This is a genomic window from Bacteroidia bacterium (assembly GCA_027493955.1).
GTDB lineage: Bacteria > Bacteroidota > Ignavibacteria > SZUA-365 > SZUA-365 > JAOSJT01.
Window position 1 is genome coordinate 5102304 of the sequence record JAOSJT010000001.1, and the last position, 16417, is coordinate 5118720.

A 16417-nucleotide genomic window follows, 5' to 3' on the forward strand; every position below is an offset into this window, starting at 1 on the left:
CATGGATGCAGTAGGGCAGAGAGAGAAAAAAACGCAGCAGCGGGTTGTCACGTTATTCCGCGACACACTCGGATATGAGTATTTGGGCGACTGGACCGATCGGGAAGGCAATAGCAACATCGAGGCGGAGTACCTGCAGGCGTTTCTCCTGAAGTCCGGGTATGACGAAAACCTGATTAAGCGGGCGCTCTACTCCGTCACAAAGGAAGCCGGTGATACAAGTAAAAGCCTGTATGACCGCAACCACGCTGTCTACGACCTTCTGCGCTACGGCGTGAAGGTGAAGCCCGCCGTCGGTGAACATACCATCGACGTATGGCTTATCGACTGGAAGATCCCGGAGAACAATCATTTCGCAATCGCGGAAGAAGTGACCGTCGAAGCGAAGGACGAGAAGGCCCACAGCAAGCGGCCGGATATCGTGCTTTACATCAACGGTATAGCAATGGGAGTTCTGGAGCTGAAGCGGTCGACTGTATCGGTCGCCGCAGGCATTCGGCAGAACCTCGACAATCAGAAGAAAATATTCATCCAGCACTTTTTCTCGACCATGCAGCTTGTCATGGCGGGCAACGACACCGAGGGACTTCGTTACGGGACGATCGAGACTCCGGAGAAATATTACCAGACATGGAAAGAGGAAAGCCCGGTTGCTAACCTGCTTGACAGACATCTCATCCAACTTTGTACGAAAGAGCGATTCCTCGAACTGATACATGATTACCTGCTCTTCGACGCCGGGACGAAAAAACTCTGCCGTCACAACCAGTACTTCGCCGTTCGGTCTGCACAGGAATATGTGCGGAAGCGCGAGGGCGGCATCATCTGGAACACGCAGGGCTCGGGCAAAAGTCTCATCATGGTATGGCTGGCCAAATGGTTGAGTGAGAATATCACCGGAGCGCGCGTACTGATCATTACGGACCGCACCGAGCTTGACGAGCAGATCGAAAGTGTATTCGAGGGTGTCAAAGAACATATCCACCGCACGAAAAGCGGTGACGACCTCATTTCCCGCCTGAACGCAACCACTCCATGGTTGATTTGCTCGCTCATTCATAAATTCGGGAACAAGGAAGAGGGGGTTGAGGTCGGCGACATCGAGAAGTACATCGAAGATGTGCGCAAATCGCTGCCTCCCGGATTCTCACCCAAGGGCGATCTGTTTGTGTTCGTCGACGAGTGTCATCGCACACAAAGTGGCGAGCTCCACAAAGCGATGAAGGCGATACTTCCGGGTGCCGTGATGATAGGCTTCACGGGTACGCCTCTTCTGCAAGCGGACAAGAAGCGCAGCATCGAGATATTCGGCGGTTACATCCATACCTACAAGTTCAACGAGGCCGTGCAGGATGGTGTGGTTCTGGATTTGCGGTACGAAGCACGCGAGATCGATCAGAACATCACGTCGCAGGAAAAAATTGATCAGTGGTTTGAAGCGAAAACCAGCGGCCTTACAGATCTCGCGAAAGCGCAGCTGAAGCAGCGTTGGGGTACGATGCAGGCGGTGTTGAGTTCGCAGGACCGGCTCAAGAAAATCGCCGACGACATCATGATGGATATGGAAACACGTAACCGGCTCAAGAGCGGGCGCGGCAATGCCATATTGGTGGCCGGCAGCATCTATCAGGCGTGCAAGCTGTTCGAACTCTTCGACAAGACCGACCTCCATGGCAAATGCGCTATCATCACTTCCTACGTACCGAGCATCGCAAGTATCAAAGGCGAAGAGTCGGGCGAGGGCGAAACGGAGAAATTGAATCAGTACGCCATCTATCAGAAAATGCTGTCCGATTGGTTCAACGATCAGCCTGAAAAAGCTGTGAATCGGGTGGTGGAATTTGAGCGTGTGGTCAAGAAGAAATTCATCGACGAACCAGGACAGATGAAGCTTCTCATCGTCGTGGACAAACTGCTCACCGGTTTCGATGCACCTCCCGCGACCTATCTGTACATCGACAAGCAGATGCGCGATCATGGACTATTCCAGGCCATCTGCCGCGTGAACCGGCTCGACGGCGAGGACAAGGAATACGGCTACATCGTCGATTACAAAGACCTTTTCCGTTCGCTCGAGTCCGCGGTGCAGGAGTACACCAGCGGCGCACTCGATGGCTACGACAAGGACGATGTGGCGGGACTCCTGATCGATAGACTTGCGGCCGCAAGGCAGGATCTGGAGGAGGCGCTTGAGGCCGTCAGGGCTCTGTGCGAGCCTGTGGAGGCTCCCAGAGACCAGCTGGCTTTCCAGCACTACTTCTGCACCAGAGACTCCGGCAACGCCGAGCAGCTCAAGGAGAATGAACCAAAACGCTTGTCGTTGTACAAACTCACCGCGGCGCTGATTCGTGCATACGCGAATATTGCCAACGAGATGAAAGAGGCCGGGTATGGCAAAGCTGAGATTGAGACCCTGAAGGCCGAAGTGGCATTCTACGAAAAAGTGCGCGACGAAGTAAAGCTCGCGAGTGGCGACTACATCGACATGAAAATGTATGAACCGGCGATGCGCCATTTGATCGACACCTATATCCGTGCAGAGGAGAGTGAGAAAGTCTCGGCCTTTGACGATATGTCGCTCGTCGAATTGATCGTGCAGCGGGGTCCCGAGGTCGTGAACGTGCTGCCCGATGGATTGCGGAAAAATGAAACCGCCACAGCCGAGACCATCGAGAACAACGTACGCAAGCTCATCATCGATGAACATCCGATCAATCCGAAGTACTACGACAGGATGTCGGAATTGCTGGATGCGCTCATTCTGCAGCGCAAGCAGGAGGCGATCGACTATCAGGAATACCTCGCGAAGATCGTGGAGTTGACCAGGCAGGCAAAGAATCCTGCGACCGGAGAGAGCTATCCGGCGACCATCAACACGTCAGCGAAGCGTGCACTGTTCTACAATCTTGGTAAGGACGAAAAGCTCACTCTCGACGTTGATACTGCAGTCATGGAAAGCCGGCAGGATGATTGGAGGAACAACCGCTTCAAGCTCTTGAAAGTGAAGTACGCCATCGGTGCTGTACTGAACGACGAAGAACTGACCGACAAGACACTCGACTTGGTGAAGAATCAGATTGAATACTGATCGTCATTATATCACAGTGAGCGGCATCAGCGTCGAAATCGTACGCAAAGCCATCAAGAATCTGCATCTGGGTGTGTACCCTCCGCACGGCCGTGTACGCGTCGCAGCACCGTTAACGGTCAGCGATGAAGCCGTACGTCTCGCCGTCATCGGCAAACTGGGATGGATCAAACGTCAGCAGTCGAAATTCGAAGGACAATCCCGGCAGTCCCGCCGCGAGATGGTCACCGGCGAGAGTCATTACTATCTGGGCCGCCGCTACCGACTCAACGTCATTGAGCACGATGGATCCGCCCGAGTGGAGCTGCGCAGCAAGACCACGATGGATATGTACGTCCGTCCCGGCGCCGCTACACCCAAGCGAGAGCAAATCCTGAACGACTGGTACCGTCAGCAACTCAGAGCGCTGATCCCGCCATTACTCGAGAAGTGGGAGCCCGTGCTGAATGTTCAGACCTTGGAATGGGGCATAAAACGGATGAAGACCAAGTGGGGCACCTGCAGTCCGGCAGCCCAACGCATCTGGGTGAACCTTGAACTCGCCAAGAAACCGCCCCAGTGTCTGGAATACATAGTCGTGCATGAACTGGTGCACCTGATCGAGCGTCATCACAACGACCGCTTCCTCGCCCTCATGGACCAGCACCTGCCGCAATGGCAGCTCTCCCGAGCAGAACTCAATCACGCGCCGCTCGGGCACGAGGAGTGGGGGTATTGAACGTGACCTGGACGTGAGCCAATTGCAGGCAATGGCAAGAGCTGAACTTCTGAAGAAGTTAGAACAAAAATGATGATAAAATGCAATAGTGCCATCACAACCAAAGAGAGCTATGAAGCCATACGAGTCCGACCACAACTGCATTGCCCATGTGAGCGAAGCAGCGATCGATGTAACTGTACGCTACTGGGAGGGCCGGACCGGGCGGCGGCTTACTCGCGAAGAAGCTCGTGAGTCGGTCGAAAATATTCTGGGGCTGGCCAGATTACTTGATGAACTCAAGGCCAACGAGGCCAGCTTTGATGAAACTGAACATCATGAATGAACTTGACTTTATGTCGGATCAACGTCTGCTTCCACGCTTCGGCTGGCTTGCACCTGATGTGCGTTTCTCTACGCTCAGCCAAAAATCCCACATCACGAAGGAGTTCGTGAGAGTGCTGCATGAGCATCCCGAGATGGTTCCGTCCGAACTAGAACTTTACAAATTTGGGCCAGACAAGCATGCCCAGTGGTTTGAGGCGAGGGAAGTCCAACCCCTGATACATGAGTCACAGTGCAAGGAGCAATTCAGGAGGTGCCGCTGTCCGATGTTTGAGAACTATTCTTCAGGAAGAAATAATATCTTTGTACTTCGTGATCGTCTCTTTTCCACAAACTGGACCAGGGTACAGACACATGATTAGAGTTGTTGACATCTTTGCGGGTCCAGGGGGACTTGGAGAAGGTTTCTCGGCTGCAAGGGACGAATTCGACCGATCTGTGTTCGATGTGATTCTGTCAGTGGAAATGGAAAACTTTGCCAATGAGACACTGAAACTCCGTACGTTTTTTCGACAGTTCCCTACGGGCGCACCTGAGGAATACTTCCAACATCTTCGGGGTGCGCTCTCCCGCAAAGCTTTGTACGATTCTTTCCCGCAAGAAGCAGCAGAGGCAGCGTCACGTTGCTGGCAGGCACGACTTGGACCCAACGGTGTATCGACGGATATGGTACGGCAACGAATCGATGCGGTGGTCGGTCATGAGGAACACTGGGTATTAATCGGTGGACCACCATGTCAGGCCTACTCGCTTGCAGGACGATCACGTAATCGTGGAATTCCAGGTTACCAGCCGGAGCTGGATGGACGACAACGCCTTTATATCGAATACCTGCAGATTCTCGCTGACCACCGCCCAACAGTATTCATCATGGAAAACGTCAAGGGGCTCCTCTCGGCGACACTTGGGAATGTCAGGATGTTCGAGAGGATTAGAGAAGACCTCCAGAATCCGGGGTTGGCGCTCGCTCGAGATGGTCGGGACATGGTTGGCGGGAAGCGAGGTGGTTATCGACTGTTTTCCCTGGTCTTGCCGATGAGTTTGGACGAACGAGGTCCAGCAGGTGCACTTATACGTTCTGAGGAATATGGCATTCCACAGGCACGTCATCGGGTGATTCTTCTTGGGATCCGGGACGATTGCAGCGGGGTGACGCCGAAGCAGCTTCTCAGTCAGCCCAGAGTCAGTGTGGCCTCTGTGATTGCATCTCTGCCACCACTGCGCAGTGGTTTGTCACGACAGACCGATTCAGCCGAGAAATGGAAACAATGTCTGCATGACCAGCTCGAGCGACGATGGGTTAATGCCGGGGCGAAACGAATCGGCGGACAATCACTCAGCGATCTTATCCGTCGCTCGCTGCTTGCGGTGCGTATGCCTGCCGCGAATCGCGGGAATAACTTCATTCCCGGTTCGTTTATACCTGCGCATGCACCAGCCTGGTATGTTGATGAGAGGCTTGGCGGCGTCTGCAATCATCATTCACGCAGCCACATGGATTCCGATCTCTTCCGCTATTTTTATGCTGCATGCTATGCCCGTCAATACGGAAAATCACCATCATTAAGGCATTTTCCGACGGATCTGCTGCCCGCGCATGTGAATGTGGATGCGGCTGTCGAGAATGGAGGCAACTACGCTGATCGCTTCCGCGTGCAGGTTGCAGATCGACCCAGCACAACAATCGTTTCGCATATCAGCAGGGACGGCCACTATTACATCCATCCAGATCCGCTGCAATGCCGCAGTTTCACGGTTCGTGAAGCCGCCCGCTTGCAGACGTTCCCTGACAATTATCTTTTCTGCGGTCCAACAACAGCGCAATACACACAGGTCGGAAACGCCGTTCCGCCACTGCTTGCGAAACAGATTGCGGATATTGTTCTGGACATTTTGAAACAGGCAGGAGTCAAGACCTGATGGATAAAGTGACGAAAGAGGTGCGGAGCCGGAATATGTCACGAATCCGCTCAGAAGACACAACTCCCGAGCTGATAGTCCGACGACTCATCCATCGTGCAGGATACCGATACCGATTGCACCACCGCGACCTTCCCGGTCGACCGGATCTGACATTCAGTTCTCTGAAGAAGGCGATTTTCGTTCACGGATGCTTCTGGCATCGTCACAGCTGCTCAAACGGCACAGTGGTCCCTGCCACGCGGACAGAATTCTGGCTTGAGAAATTTCGCACCAATGTTGCGAGAGATGCAGCAGCCCTACAGCAACTGCGGCTGAACGGCTGGACTGTCCTCATCGTCTGGGAGTGCGAAACACGTGTAGGTGACCATACACAGCTTCAGTCCAGACTGATCAGATTTCTGGAATCATGATATACCGCACGACAAATCTCGTGAAGATAAGACCACCAGCAGAAATGCAGGTTCCCGCATGAAAATATTTCCAAGTGTCGTTCATGAATTCAGAAGCAACGCAGAGCGGAAAGTGTACGATATGCTCCTTGCGACTGACCTGGGCCCAAACGCGTTTGCCCTTCACTCACTGAACCTGTCAAAGCATGAATATAAGCGGTGGGCTGAACTGGATTTTGTGGTTGTATGGGAAGATGGTATTTATGCCCTTGAGATAAAAGGTGGGCGGGTCTCCTGCCAGGAGGGGATCTGGTCCTTCACCAACCGTTTTGATGAGACTTCACGCAAATCTGAAGGACCCTTCGAACAGGCCAAAACTGGACACGAGGCGCTGCGCGAGATACTTGCAGCACACGCCGACCGACCAGCTCTTGGCAGTTTCTGTTGGGGCTGGGGAGTAGTTTTTCCAGACATCGAATTTGACGTATCCTCAGTCTCCTGGTCCACGACGCTCATCGCAGATCGCCGGGACTTGGTCAAGCACAGTGATCTTGGCAGGTATCTTAATAATCTTGCCAAGTGGTGGCGTGCGCGTGGGAGGGGGCATCGTGCTCTTGCCTCCGCGCACGAACTTGCTGCAATCCGACAGGCTTTGCGGCCCGATTTCGATAAGGTGAAGTCCATCGGAACATCCATCGATCAGGCATTTGAGATTATAGTCCGATTGACGGATGAGCAGATCCAGGTTCTGGATGCCATCGATGACAATGACCGTATCCTTTGTATCGGCGGAGCCGGAACTGGTAAAAGTTTCCTTGCACTTGAGGCTGCACGTCGCGAGGCGGTAAAAGGGAAGCGGACCATCTTGCTATGCCGAAGTCCAATCTTTGCGGGGTTTTTACGTGGGCGTATCCAAAATGACAGCGTCACCGTCGCGCATCTGGATTCACTCGAAAGCATTGCTGCCTCTCAGGATCGTTTCGACATGATGATTGTCGATGAAGCTCAAGATTTCCTTTCCGACTATGGAATTTCCGTGCTTGATGCCGTAGTCGCAGGGGGACTGGAATCCGGTAGCTGGCGAATGTTTCTGGATCCTAACAATCAGAGTGGGCTGCATGAAGCGCCTGAACCGGATGTTCTGCGAATGCTGCAGAAGTTGGCCTTTCAGTACAACCTGAAGCGTAACTGCCGCAACACCGAGCAGATTGTGCTTGAGACGCAGCTGTTGACCGGAGCGGATATTGGGATCGCCGTGATCGAAGGGTCAGGACCACCGATTGAGATCAATGATGTGAATGATCGGGAAGACGCTGCCACCGCCTTGGATAGACGAATCGAAAGCTGGCTGGATGATGGGGTACATCCGGGCCATATCACGATTCTCTCACCGAACGCATTTACCGATTCATCAGCCTGCTTGCTGCCAGCGCGATTCAGATCAAAGATCTTGACGGTCGATGCCGACATTGCATGTCGCTGGCCATCAGTATCAATGACGTTTTCAACAATTCTTGATTTCAAAGGACTCGAAAACCGCTGCATCGCAATTATTGATCTCGACCCGTCTGCCATTACAGGGATTGACATTGCACAGCTATATGTTGCGATGACTCGTGCGCATGCCGGTCTCTGGCTGAGCGTACCCAAGGACAAACGTCCAATTCTGAATAATCTGATCCGCGAGCATACTGTTCGTTTGCTGGAACAAGGAGGCCGTTCATGAACACAGAAAATCCCATCGATTTCCGATGCGAGCGCGAGATGATGGTCGAATATCTGGGCCGACAGCTCATCGGCCCATTGAACGGCCGGGAGGAATCATTCGTTGGCGATCCACTGGATCGCTACCTGCTTGGTATACTGTATCCCCGAAGCGCACCCGCGATCGAGATGATACAAGAGGAGGACAGTGTGGACACGACAGCCTCTGATGAGGAGATCGAGCTCGACAATCCCATCAGTATGGCATTTGAACGGTTACCGGCTTCGCTGGGTCTGAGTTTTTATGTCCAGGGTACTGATCATCTCACTTGCAGAGTACAGGGCAGCTGCTACCGCCTCGTCAAGAAGGAGAAAGCAAATGAAACCTGGGCACGTGTCTCCATCGCCGAACCGGAAGATCCTGAAACGTACACCATTATCTGTCCTTTGCCCGGGAGCGCAACAGAAAGACGACCTGTTCTTCAGAACCGGGCATCGCTTCATTCTCTATGGCGACCCCTCGGTAACGGTTTTCTCGTAACTGTGACACTTTTAAATCAATACACTGCTGGCGAAGGGCGACCAAGCACGGACAAATGTCTTTTTCAGATTGGATTGTCCTGCACTGGTGACGGTGGAAGCATTTCCGATTATCCCATACTTTCAGCAACTCGTTATGATCCTGAAGAGGAGGAACTTGCTCTTCTCTATCGGGGACGGCGCGTATTCGCGGTGGGGCATGGCTGTGCTGCAATGTGGCATGGCGAAGGCCAGGGGCTCACGGTAAGCACGGCTGTTATGCCTGTACATGAGACGTTCCCTGTGACACGTGATCTTGCCGAAATGACGCAGGAACGAGACGAAGAGTTTTCGATGGAGCTTCTGTCCCTGCAATACCTCGCTGACCATCGGGTCCCGCATGCACGTCTGTGCGCGGAGCTGCGCGCGTTCGTCCGTCGCTACCAGAGATGGATACAAGGCATCGCAGCCGAAGCAAAAGCTGTCCCTTCACTGCATAAACAGGCTGCTGAACGCATTGTTGAGCGCATAAACTGTGCAGTGGACAGAATGGAGCGCAGTATCAGATGCCTCGAGAGCGATGATCTGGTTTTACGGGCGTTTCGGTTAGCTACACGAGCAATGCTTATGCAGATGGTGCACAGTGGGAGTGAATATGGTGGCACGATGCGGAAGTGTAACGAAAAGGTTTTTGCTGAGCCAGCATATCAAGGGGAGTCAGTCAGACAATATCGATGGTACCCCTTCCAGCTTGCCTTTATGCTGCTGACAATGGAATCAGTTGTCGACCCCTCTGTAAAGGAACGTGAGATCGTCGATCTGATCTGGTTCCCGACCGGTGGTGGAAAGACGGAAGCGTATCTCTGGGTCGCCGCTCTGGAATTGTTCCTTCGAAGGCTGCGTCATGGCGACATGGGGGCAGGAACTGCGGTGATTAAACGGTATACACTGAGACTGCTGACCTCACAGCAATTTCAGCGAGCCGCATCACTTATCTGTGCATGCGAAAGAATCCGGCAATCTGAAAACAACCTGGGGTCGATAAACTTTTCACTCGGACTCTGGATCGGTGGTCAATCAACTGCCAATTCGCACCAGGAAGCCACCCGACAATATGAGAATCTTCTCGATCAGATTGAGCCTGAGAACCCCTTTCAACTGCAACGTTGCCCATGGTGTGGTACGCGTATCATTCCCGAACTTCAGGAAGCTGATCGTGCTTTTTACGGGGTGCGGGCAAGCAACACGCGGTTCGATTTTTTCTGCCCGACTGTATCCTGCCCGTTCAATGAACGTCTTCCCATTGCTGTGGTTGATGATGAGTTGTACCTGCGTCCGCCCAGTATGCTGATTGGTACAATTGATAAATTTGCGCGAATGGCGTGGGACGAGCGATCCAAAGCATTTTTTGGTGGCCGGTTTCTTCCCCCTGGTCTTGTGATACAGGATGAACTGCACCTGATTTCTGGACCCTTGGGTACAATTGCTGGAATTTACGAAGCGGCTATTGACGGTCTGCTGACGGCAAATGGCCATCGGCCCAAAATCATTGCCGCTACGGCAACCATTCGTCGTGCACAGGACCAGGCACAGCGCCTGTACGCACGCGATGTAGCGATCTTTCCTCCTTCCGGGTTGAACGCGGAGGACTCTTACTTCGCCAGAATCGATGACTCAAAGCCGGGTCGGTTATATGTCGGAATAATGGGACAGGGCCATACTTCTGTTACATCGCTAGTCCGTTCTGTTGCAGCCGTGAGCCAGGCACCGATGGAACTCCCCGCACTCAGTGAAGAAACAAAGGACGGATACTGGACCGTTCTGGTTTACCATAACAGCAAGCGCGAACTTGGAAAAACCATGGCTTTGGCAAGAGACGACATCCCCGCGCGTATTCACGTGATTGCTGCTGATGAGTCGAATCTTAGGGTGATCGAAAATGTCGAAGAATTATCGGCAAACATAAGCGGCAGGCGCATCCCGGAGGTACTTGCGCAGCTAGGGAGGTCGCTTGGTGACGATGCAATTGATATTCTCCCATGCACCAACATGGTTTCCGTAGGTGTGGATGTAAAGCGCCTCGGACTAATGGTGGTTGTGGGGCAACCGAAAACCACAGCAGAGTACATTCAGGCCACGAGCCGAGTCGGACGCGATGTCGTCCCCGGGCTGGTTATCACAATGTTCTCTCCGACAAAACCGCGTGATCGCTCACATTACGAGAGCTTCAATTCGTATCACGATGCTTTATATCGGTGGGTAGAGCCGACGAGCGTAACACCTTTTGCCCTTCCTTCAAGGGAACGGGCGTTACATGCAGCTCTGGTGATTCTGGCAAGACATCTTGCAGGTCTGAGTGAAAACGCAGCAGCGGAACGTTTTGATCCAGAAGTCGATCCGATGAAATCACTGATAGAATGGCTCATCGCACGCACATCCAGAGCCGAACCCGCAGAGGCTTTCGCAACTGAACGGCATATCCGTCGTCTTGTGGATCAGTGGGCAAAGCGTGCGCTAGACGCGCGTGACCGGAGGACAAGCCCGTTGCGTTATAATGGTGCCGTTGGGAATCAGTTTGAGGCCCTTCTCTGCACTTACGAGAATCAGAGTCCACCGGCATGGCCCACGCTGAATTCAATGCGTCATGTTGACCTCGAGACTCCGATTTGGGTAAAAGGCGAAACTATTTGATCTATTATCCTGCGAGAGGATTTAAATGAGAACAATAAGACGGTCTGCTACTGTCGCGCCTTTTGGTGTTGGTGCGATTTACGATTTCGGTGATGAATCCTTGGTCGCGATGGATACATACCATTGGAATAATCGAGGAGAATGGCTTCACCTGCACAGACTCGAGAGGGCACTGGGTGTAGATCATTTTCTCATGGCACCTGTTGTACGCGACCGCAATAATCCTCATACCAGTAAAATCCCGTACTTCCGATTTCCCCAGTGGATGTTCTGCCCATCATGCAGAAAGATGATCCGTTGGAGCTATAAAATGGAAAGACAAGGTGAACCTCCAAAATGTATGCAATGTGCAAAACATTCAAAGCTTGTGCCCATGAGATTTGTCGTTGGCTGCAAGGGTGGTCATCTGTTTGACTTGCCGTGGTGGAGATGGGCTCACAGTAAAGCAACTGAACCAAGGCAAAAGCAATGTCAGGATAGCGATCATCTGAAATTTGAGACACACCGCGGCAGTGGTGGAGGTTTGGGGTCACTTGTTGTAGTCTGTGATTCCTGTCACGCGTCGCGCTCACTGTATGGTATCGCACGCAAGGATAGCCTCAAAGGTGTCATCGGAAACTGCGAGAATCGACAGCCATGGGAGTGGGCAGACCCGGAACAGCAGCAGCAACCATGCACACATTTCCCGCAGGTCATGCAGCGTGGTGCGACAAATCTGTATTTCCCGAAGGTCCAGACGGCGATTGATATTCCGGAAACCTCGATTGAAGGAGTCAATCCGCTGAAAGCAAACATACAAGGACACAGCCACTATCGAATCCTGACACAAATGTTTGAGGCGACAGCAACGCCTGATACTGATCCGGGGGTTTCTTTAGTGGCAAAGATAATTGCCGACGATCTTCTCACTGTGCCGGATGAGGTGCTGAAGGTACTTAAGGGGGAGATGAAGCCAATAATTGTTGTCCCTGAGAATAGTATTGAGAAGCTCTTGCGTGAAGAGTGGGAAGCATTCATCCAGGCAGAGCCAATTGATGATCAGCGAGCGAGCTTCATCGCAGAGAAGGCAGATCTCGATTCATGGCTGATGGAAATATCCTATGACCATCCTTTTCGTATGCTCCACTCCCACATTGATCGTATTGTGCTCGCAAAACGGTTGCGTGAGGTTCGAGTTCTTCAGGGCTTCGAACGCCAGGAACCGGGCACGACAATGGTCAACCCTGCAATTGATCGAAGGCTCGGCTGGTTGCCGGGGATAGAGGTATTCGGTGAGGGTATATTCCTGACACTGAACGAGGAGCGACTTCGCGCGTGGGAGGCGGACAACAGGCACACAATCGAGACCCGGCTTGGATCGATGGAGAGCAGTCGAAAGCGCTCAACGTTAGCCTTCCTGCCGAGTTTTTCCGCCCGTTTTGTGCTGATTCACACCCTCGCTCATATACTCATACGTCAACTCAGCTTTGAATGTGGCTACGCATCCTCCTCGCTCCGTGAGCGCATATATTCGGCGGAGCCGCTTGATGGAGCGGATGGAATGGCCGGCGTTCTGATATACACGGCAGAAGGTGACTCCGAAGGTTCCTTGGGGGGACTTGTACGTGAAGGTCTGCCTGAACGGTTGTTTCCTACTCTCCTGACGGCACTGCAGACTGCCAGATGGTGTTCTGCTGATCCGATCTGTCGAGAGCTTGAAGCCCAAGGTTTACAGGGGTTGAACAGGGCAGCTTGCCATGCCTGTGCGCTGGTGAGCGAAACAAGTTGCATATGTTCAAATGTAATGCTCGATCGTTCCATCCTGATAGGAGATGATGCAGGTATGCCTGGGTTCTTTGACTCAGTATGTCGAGCGATGGACGATTTTTCGTCGAAGGAGATGATTCAATGAAAATACCACCGTTCGACGACTTGAGTGAGGAGCAGGATGAGATTTGTGTGCTTGCACCTTTGGACGAAGTCATTCTCGTTTCGGGGCCACCAGGTACCGGTAAAACAGTTGTTGCGTTTTACCGCGCTGAGGCTGTATCAGGAAAAGGGTGTACCCCAGTTCTCGTCATGTACAATGCGGTACTATGCAGATACTCACACAACGCGTCAAATCTGCCGGCCGTAAGAGAAGGGGTAAAAACATGGTTCAGCTGGTTCGGGCGATGGTGGAAGGTTGTATTTGGTCAATATTATCCACAGAAAGGCCCGTATATCCCAGATTGGGAGCCGATGCTGAAGAGCACGGTCCAGCTTGTCACAGACCCACAGAGGCAGCTGCGAGCATTCCGTGAATGGGGTCATTTGATCGTTGACGAAGGACAGGATTTCCCTTGCGACTTTTATCATCTTGCACGGCTCGTATTGAATATTGCTGAAAGCTCAAACGTCAAAAAAGTCTCCCTTACGGTCCTCGCTGATGAAAATCAGCGACTTCAGGCCGGAAAAAATTCCAGTATTAAAGAGATAAAACAAGCGCTGGCAGTTAAGCAGGAGAGGCACTATCACTTGACAAGGAATTACAGGAACACGTACGAGATTGCTCGCGCTGCAGCCCATTTTTATGTTGGCCTGCCGGATGGTATTCCAAAGCTGCCGGTAAACAGGCGCGGTCAAAAGCCACGCATCACTCGCACTGAGAATCTTGATGCATCCGTGGATTTGATCAGACGCTTTGTAGTCAATCAGAGCGATCTTGAAATCGGAGTCTTCTTGCCCACTCAGGCGCTGCAGATCAAATACTACAACGAATTGAAACGCCGGCTCAGGGATGTTGCAGGCGTGAACGTGCAGAGATATACCAATAATGATCATGAGCACGGAGATGCAAATCGTCTTCAGTTCGATACCCATGGTGTTGTCACGGTGCTGTGTGATCAAAGCAGCAAAGGTCTAGAGTTCGATGTGGTGTTTGTGCCAGAAATCCAGGCAAGGAGATGGGACCCTGTCGCCATCGATCAGTTTCGTATGCAGTTCTATGTCCTCACCTCACGAGCCCGACAGTTCCTTTTCTTCCAGTATACAAGCAAGAATGGCGATCAGATTCCCATACTTGATCATTTCCCTCGCCCTGATTCAGATATAATGGAGTGGATAAATGGCTAAACGCGCTGCTACCCCCGACACACCTCTGTTCGAGAGCGGAAACAGACTCTTTTTCGTCACCAATCGCATGAATCTGATTCAGGTTCTGTCTACCGGCCTAATCCGACCGAGAGAGGCGTATGGGAAATACTATCCGGATCTGCTTGAGCTTTTTCCAGGTAGTGTGCCTCTCTTTCATGGTGGTTTTCCGAAATCTCTCTTGCAGATGGTATCAGATCGTGAGCGAGGGATTTTCCCGGTTCTTATTGAGATAGATTCCACACAATTGTCAGCTGCCGGCAAACGAATGCAAATAGGGAATAATCTTTGCATTTTTGAAGGGAATACTCAAGTAAGTGGGGACATACTCGTTGAAATCGTTGAAGCTCCAATACCCATTGCCGCTGTTGTGCAGCTCTGGTTTGTTAAACAAGATGATCTGGAGGATTTTGAAGCCAGGGATTTTCCCAATGTCCTCGCATCGCCACAAACAGGAGTGAGCGAAACATTATTGCTCGACAGTGGACCCGATCCGGATCAGTTCAGAGACTGCCTCAGTACCATCACTCATTCACCAGCGAGTGCAGAACACTTTAGACACCTTGATGCTGCCATGGGCGCAGCGGCTCTTCTGTCCATCCAGCTACCACCAGTATACTCCTGGATAGAGGATTTTACTGCTGCAGTATCATTTCTGCGTCCGATTAAACCCAAACCATCACATACGCCGGCATGGCTGGCGTCTTCTATCAAGCATATCATGCTACCGGATCGCGGAATGCTTGAAGTCTCCAGTGTGGATGAGAGGCTCATGTTGGCCGCCATTCACGTGCTTAGATCCCTTCACCCGCAGGAGGGGTGGCTCGAGGAGAAAATTGCAGATGCAATTGCATTGCAGGCTGCATCCGATGCGGAGCCAGCGTTGACAGCTGAAATCAATAAGTGGAGAGAGCACGTGATTGCCGTAGCCAGGGCAGAAAAATCAGCTCCAACTCTCGACGACTCTGGTTCTGTCGTCCGCAGAGGTCTCATGCTGCTGCTACTGCGTTGTGATCCTGAGCGCATTCTACGCGCCTGCGACACTCCATTAAATCCGGGCCCGCAGGTCGCTGCGATTGCCGGGATGCTTTCAGGTTTATTCCATGGATACAGCCGCTTGGACAGGTCCATCAAGTCAAGGGCCTGTCATTTAGATCTGCTTTCCAAATTGGCAGTTCACTGGTGGTCGGGCACAGTTGGTCAGTCAACAACCAATGATTTTGGTGTAACTATTCGCCACAAAGATCAAACGACGGCGATAGTTGCAGCCACCGTTGACCAGAGCATAATGCTCGAGCGGACAATCAAACCGAGTGACGCCATGATGCGCGTATATTACGAAGCTAAATCGGTGGGGTTTTCGTCCGAATTCAGACCTGAATTCAATGCCCTTGTCTATAACTACCAGTCAGAACAGAACACCATTCGACAGATCATCATCGAGGAGGGGCCGCCGACCAACCACCCAGACATCACGATCAGGGTCCGAACGTCTTGCCTCATGAGGAATGGGAAACCGGTCAGAATTACAAAGCGAGAAGAGGCGACAGATCTTCTTGAACGAAACTACAATCCGTCCGCTCTGTGTCGCTTCGCAGTTCAACCGGGTACCGGTAATGTTGAGGTGCTGGTTCACCAGCTTCTGTCAACAATGGATTCTGCCGAACTTCAGATGCATATAGAAGCAGTCGGCAATACGGCGGATGAATACGAGATTGCCTGGATGGACCGCCAGAAAAGCTCAACAAAACGAAATGCAAAGAGAGATGAAGACCAACAGCCTGACGCCTTCACGGAGAGTTAAGGAGGAATCGCAGTCGGTTTTATTGTCTGCTCCGGTATGGAAGCAAAAATGGCAAATGCATTACGTTTCGGGCCCCCGAACAGGGGTGCGGCAAAAAGCCTGCATCTTGATGACCAGTTCCTCTCATGGACAAACGCACCGAAAGG

Annotated in this window: 10 protein-coding genes; all 10 read left to right on the plus strand. The window is 52.2% G+C overall.

What is annotated here, in order from left to right:
• Window position 1 precedes the first annotated feature (1 nt).
• The 10 genes from M5R41_19260 (at window position 2) to M5R41_19305 (ending at window position 16271) form a co-directional block, all read left to right on the plus strand.
• Window positions 2–3088, plus strand: coding sequence for an HsdR family type I site-specific deoxyribonuclease (locus M5R41_19260; protein ID MCZ7558532.1), 3087 nt, complete (start codon window positions 2–4; stop codon window positions 3086–3088).
• Entirely contained in the window at window positions 3078–3806 is a 729-nt protein-coding gene (locus M5R41_19265) for a M48 family metallopeptidase (GenBank protein ID MCZ7558533.1), read from the plus strand. The genes M5R41_19260 and M5R41_19265 overlap by 11 nt, the downstream gene beginning before the upstream one ends.
• A gap of 112 nt (window positions 3807–3918) precedes the next feature.
• A complete protein-coding gene (locus tag M5R41_19270; GenBank protein MCZ7558534.1) occupies window positions 3919–4131 on the plus strand; it encodes a hypothetical protein in 213 nt (70 codons plus the stop codon).
• A gap of 353 nt (window positions 4132–4484) precedes the next feature.
• Window positions 4485–6050, plus strand: coding sequence for a DNA cytosine methyltransferase (locus tag M5R41_19275; protein ID MCZ7558535.1), 1566 nt, complete (start codon window positions 4485–4487; stop codon window positions 6048–6050).
• The gene (locus M5R41_19280) at window positions 6050–6463 is read left to right on the plus strand and encodes a very short patch repair endonuclease (protein MCZ7558536.1); all 414 of its coding nucleotides are present in this window, start codon (window positions 6050–6052) and stop codon (window positions 6461–6463) included. Before M5R41_19275 ends, M5R41_19280 begins: the two co-directional genes overlap by 1 nt.
• 58 nt (window positions 6464–6521) lie before the next feature.
• Window positions 6522–8168, plus strand: a complete 1647-nt coding sequence (locus M5R41_19285) for an NERD domain-containing protein (protein MCZ7558537.1) — start codon at window positions 6522–6524, stop codon at window positions 8166–8168.
• Complete coding sequence (locus tag M5R41_19290) at window positions 8165–11356, plus strand: helicase-related protein (protein ID MCZ7558538.1); 3192 nt, start codon at window positions 8165–8167, stop codon at window positions 11354–11356. The genes M5R41_19285 and M5R41_19290 overlap by 4 nt, the downstream gene beginning before the upstream one ends.
• 25 nt (window positions 11357–11381) lie before the next feature.
• On the plus strand, window positions 11382–13247 hold the full coding sequence (locus M5R41_19295; GenBank protein ID MCZ7558539.1) for a DUF1998 domain-containing protein: 1866 nt from the start codon (window positions 11382–11384) through the stop codon (window positions 13245–13247).
• Window positions 13244–14449, plus strand: a complete 1206-nt coding sequence (locus M5R41_19300) for a hypothetical protein (GenBank protein MCZ7558540.1) — start codon at window positions 13244–13246, stop codon at window positions 14447–14449. Before M5R41_19295 ends, M5R41_19300 begins: the two co-directional genes overlap by 4 nt.
• Complete coding sequence (locus tag M5R41_19305) at window positions 14442–16271, plus strand: FWWh domain-containing protein (GenBank protein MCZ7558541.1); 1830 nt, start codon at window positions 14442–14444, stop codon at window positions 16269–16271. Before M5R41_19300 ends, M5R41_19305 begins: the two co-directional genes overlap by 8 nt.
• Window positions 16272–16417 lie beyond the last annotated feature (146 nt).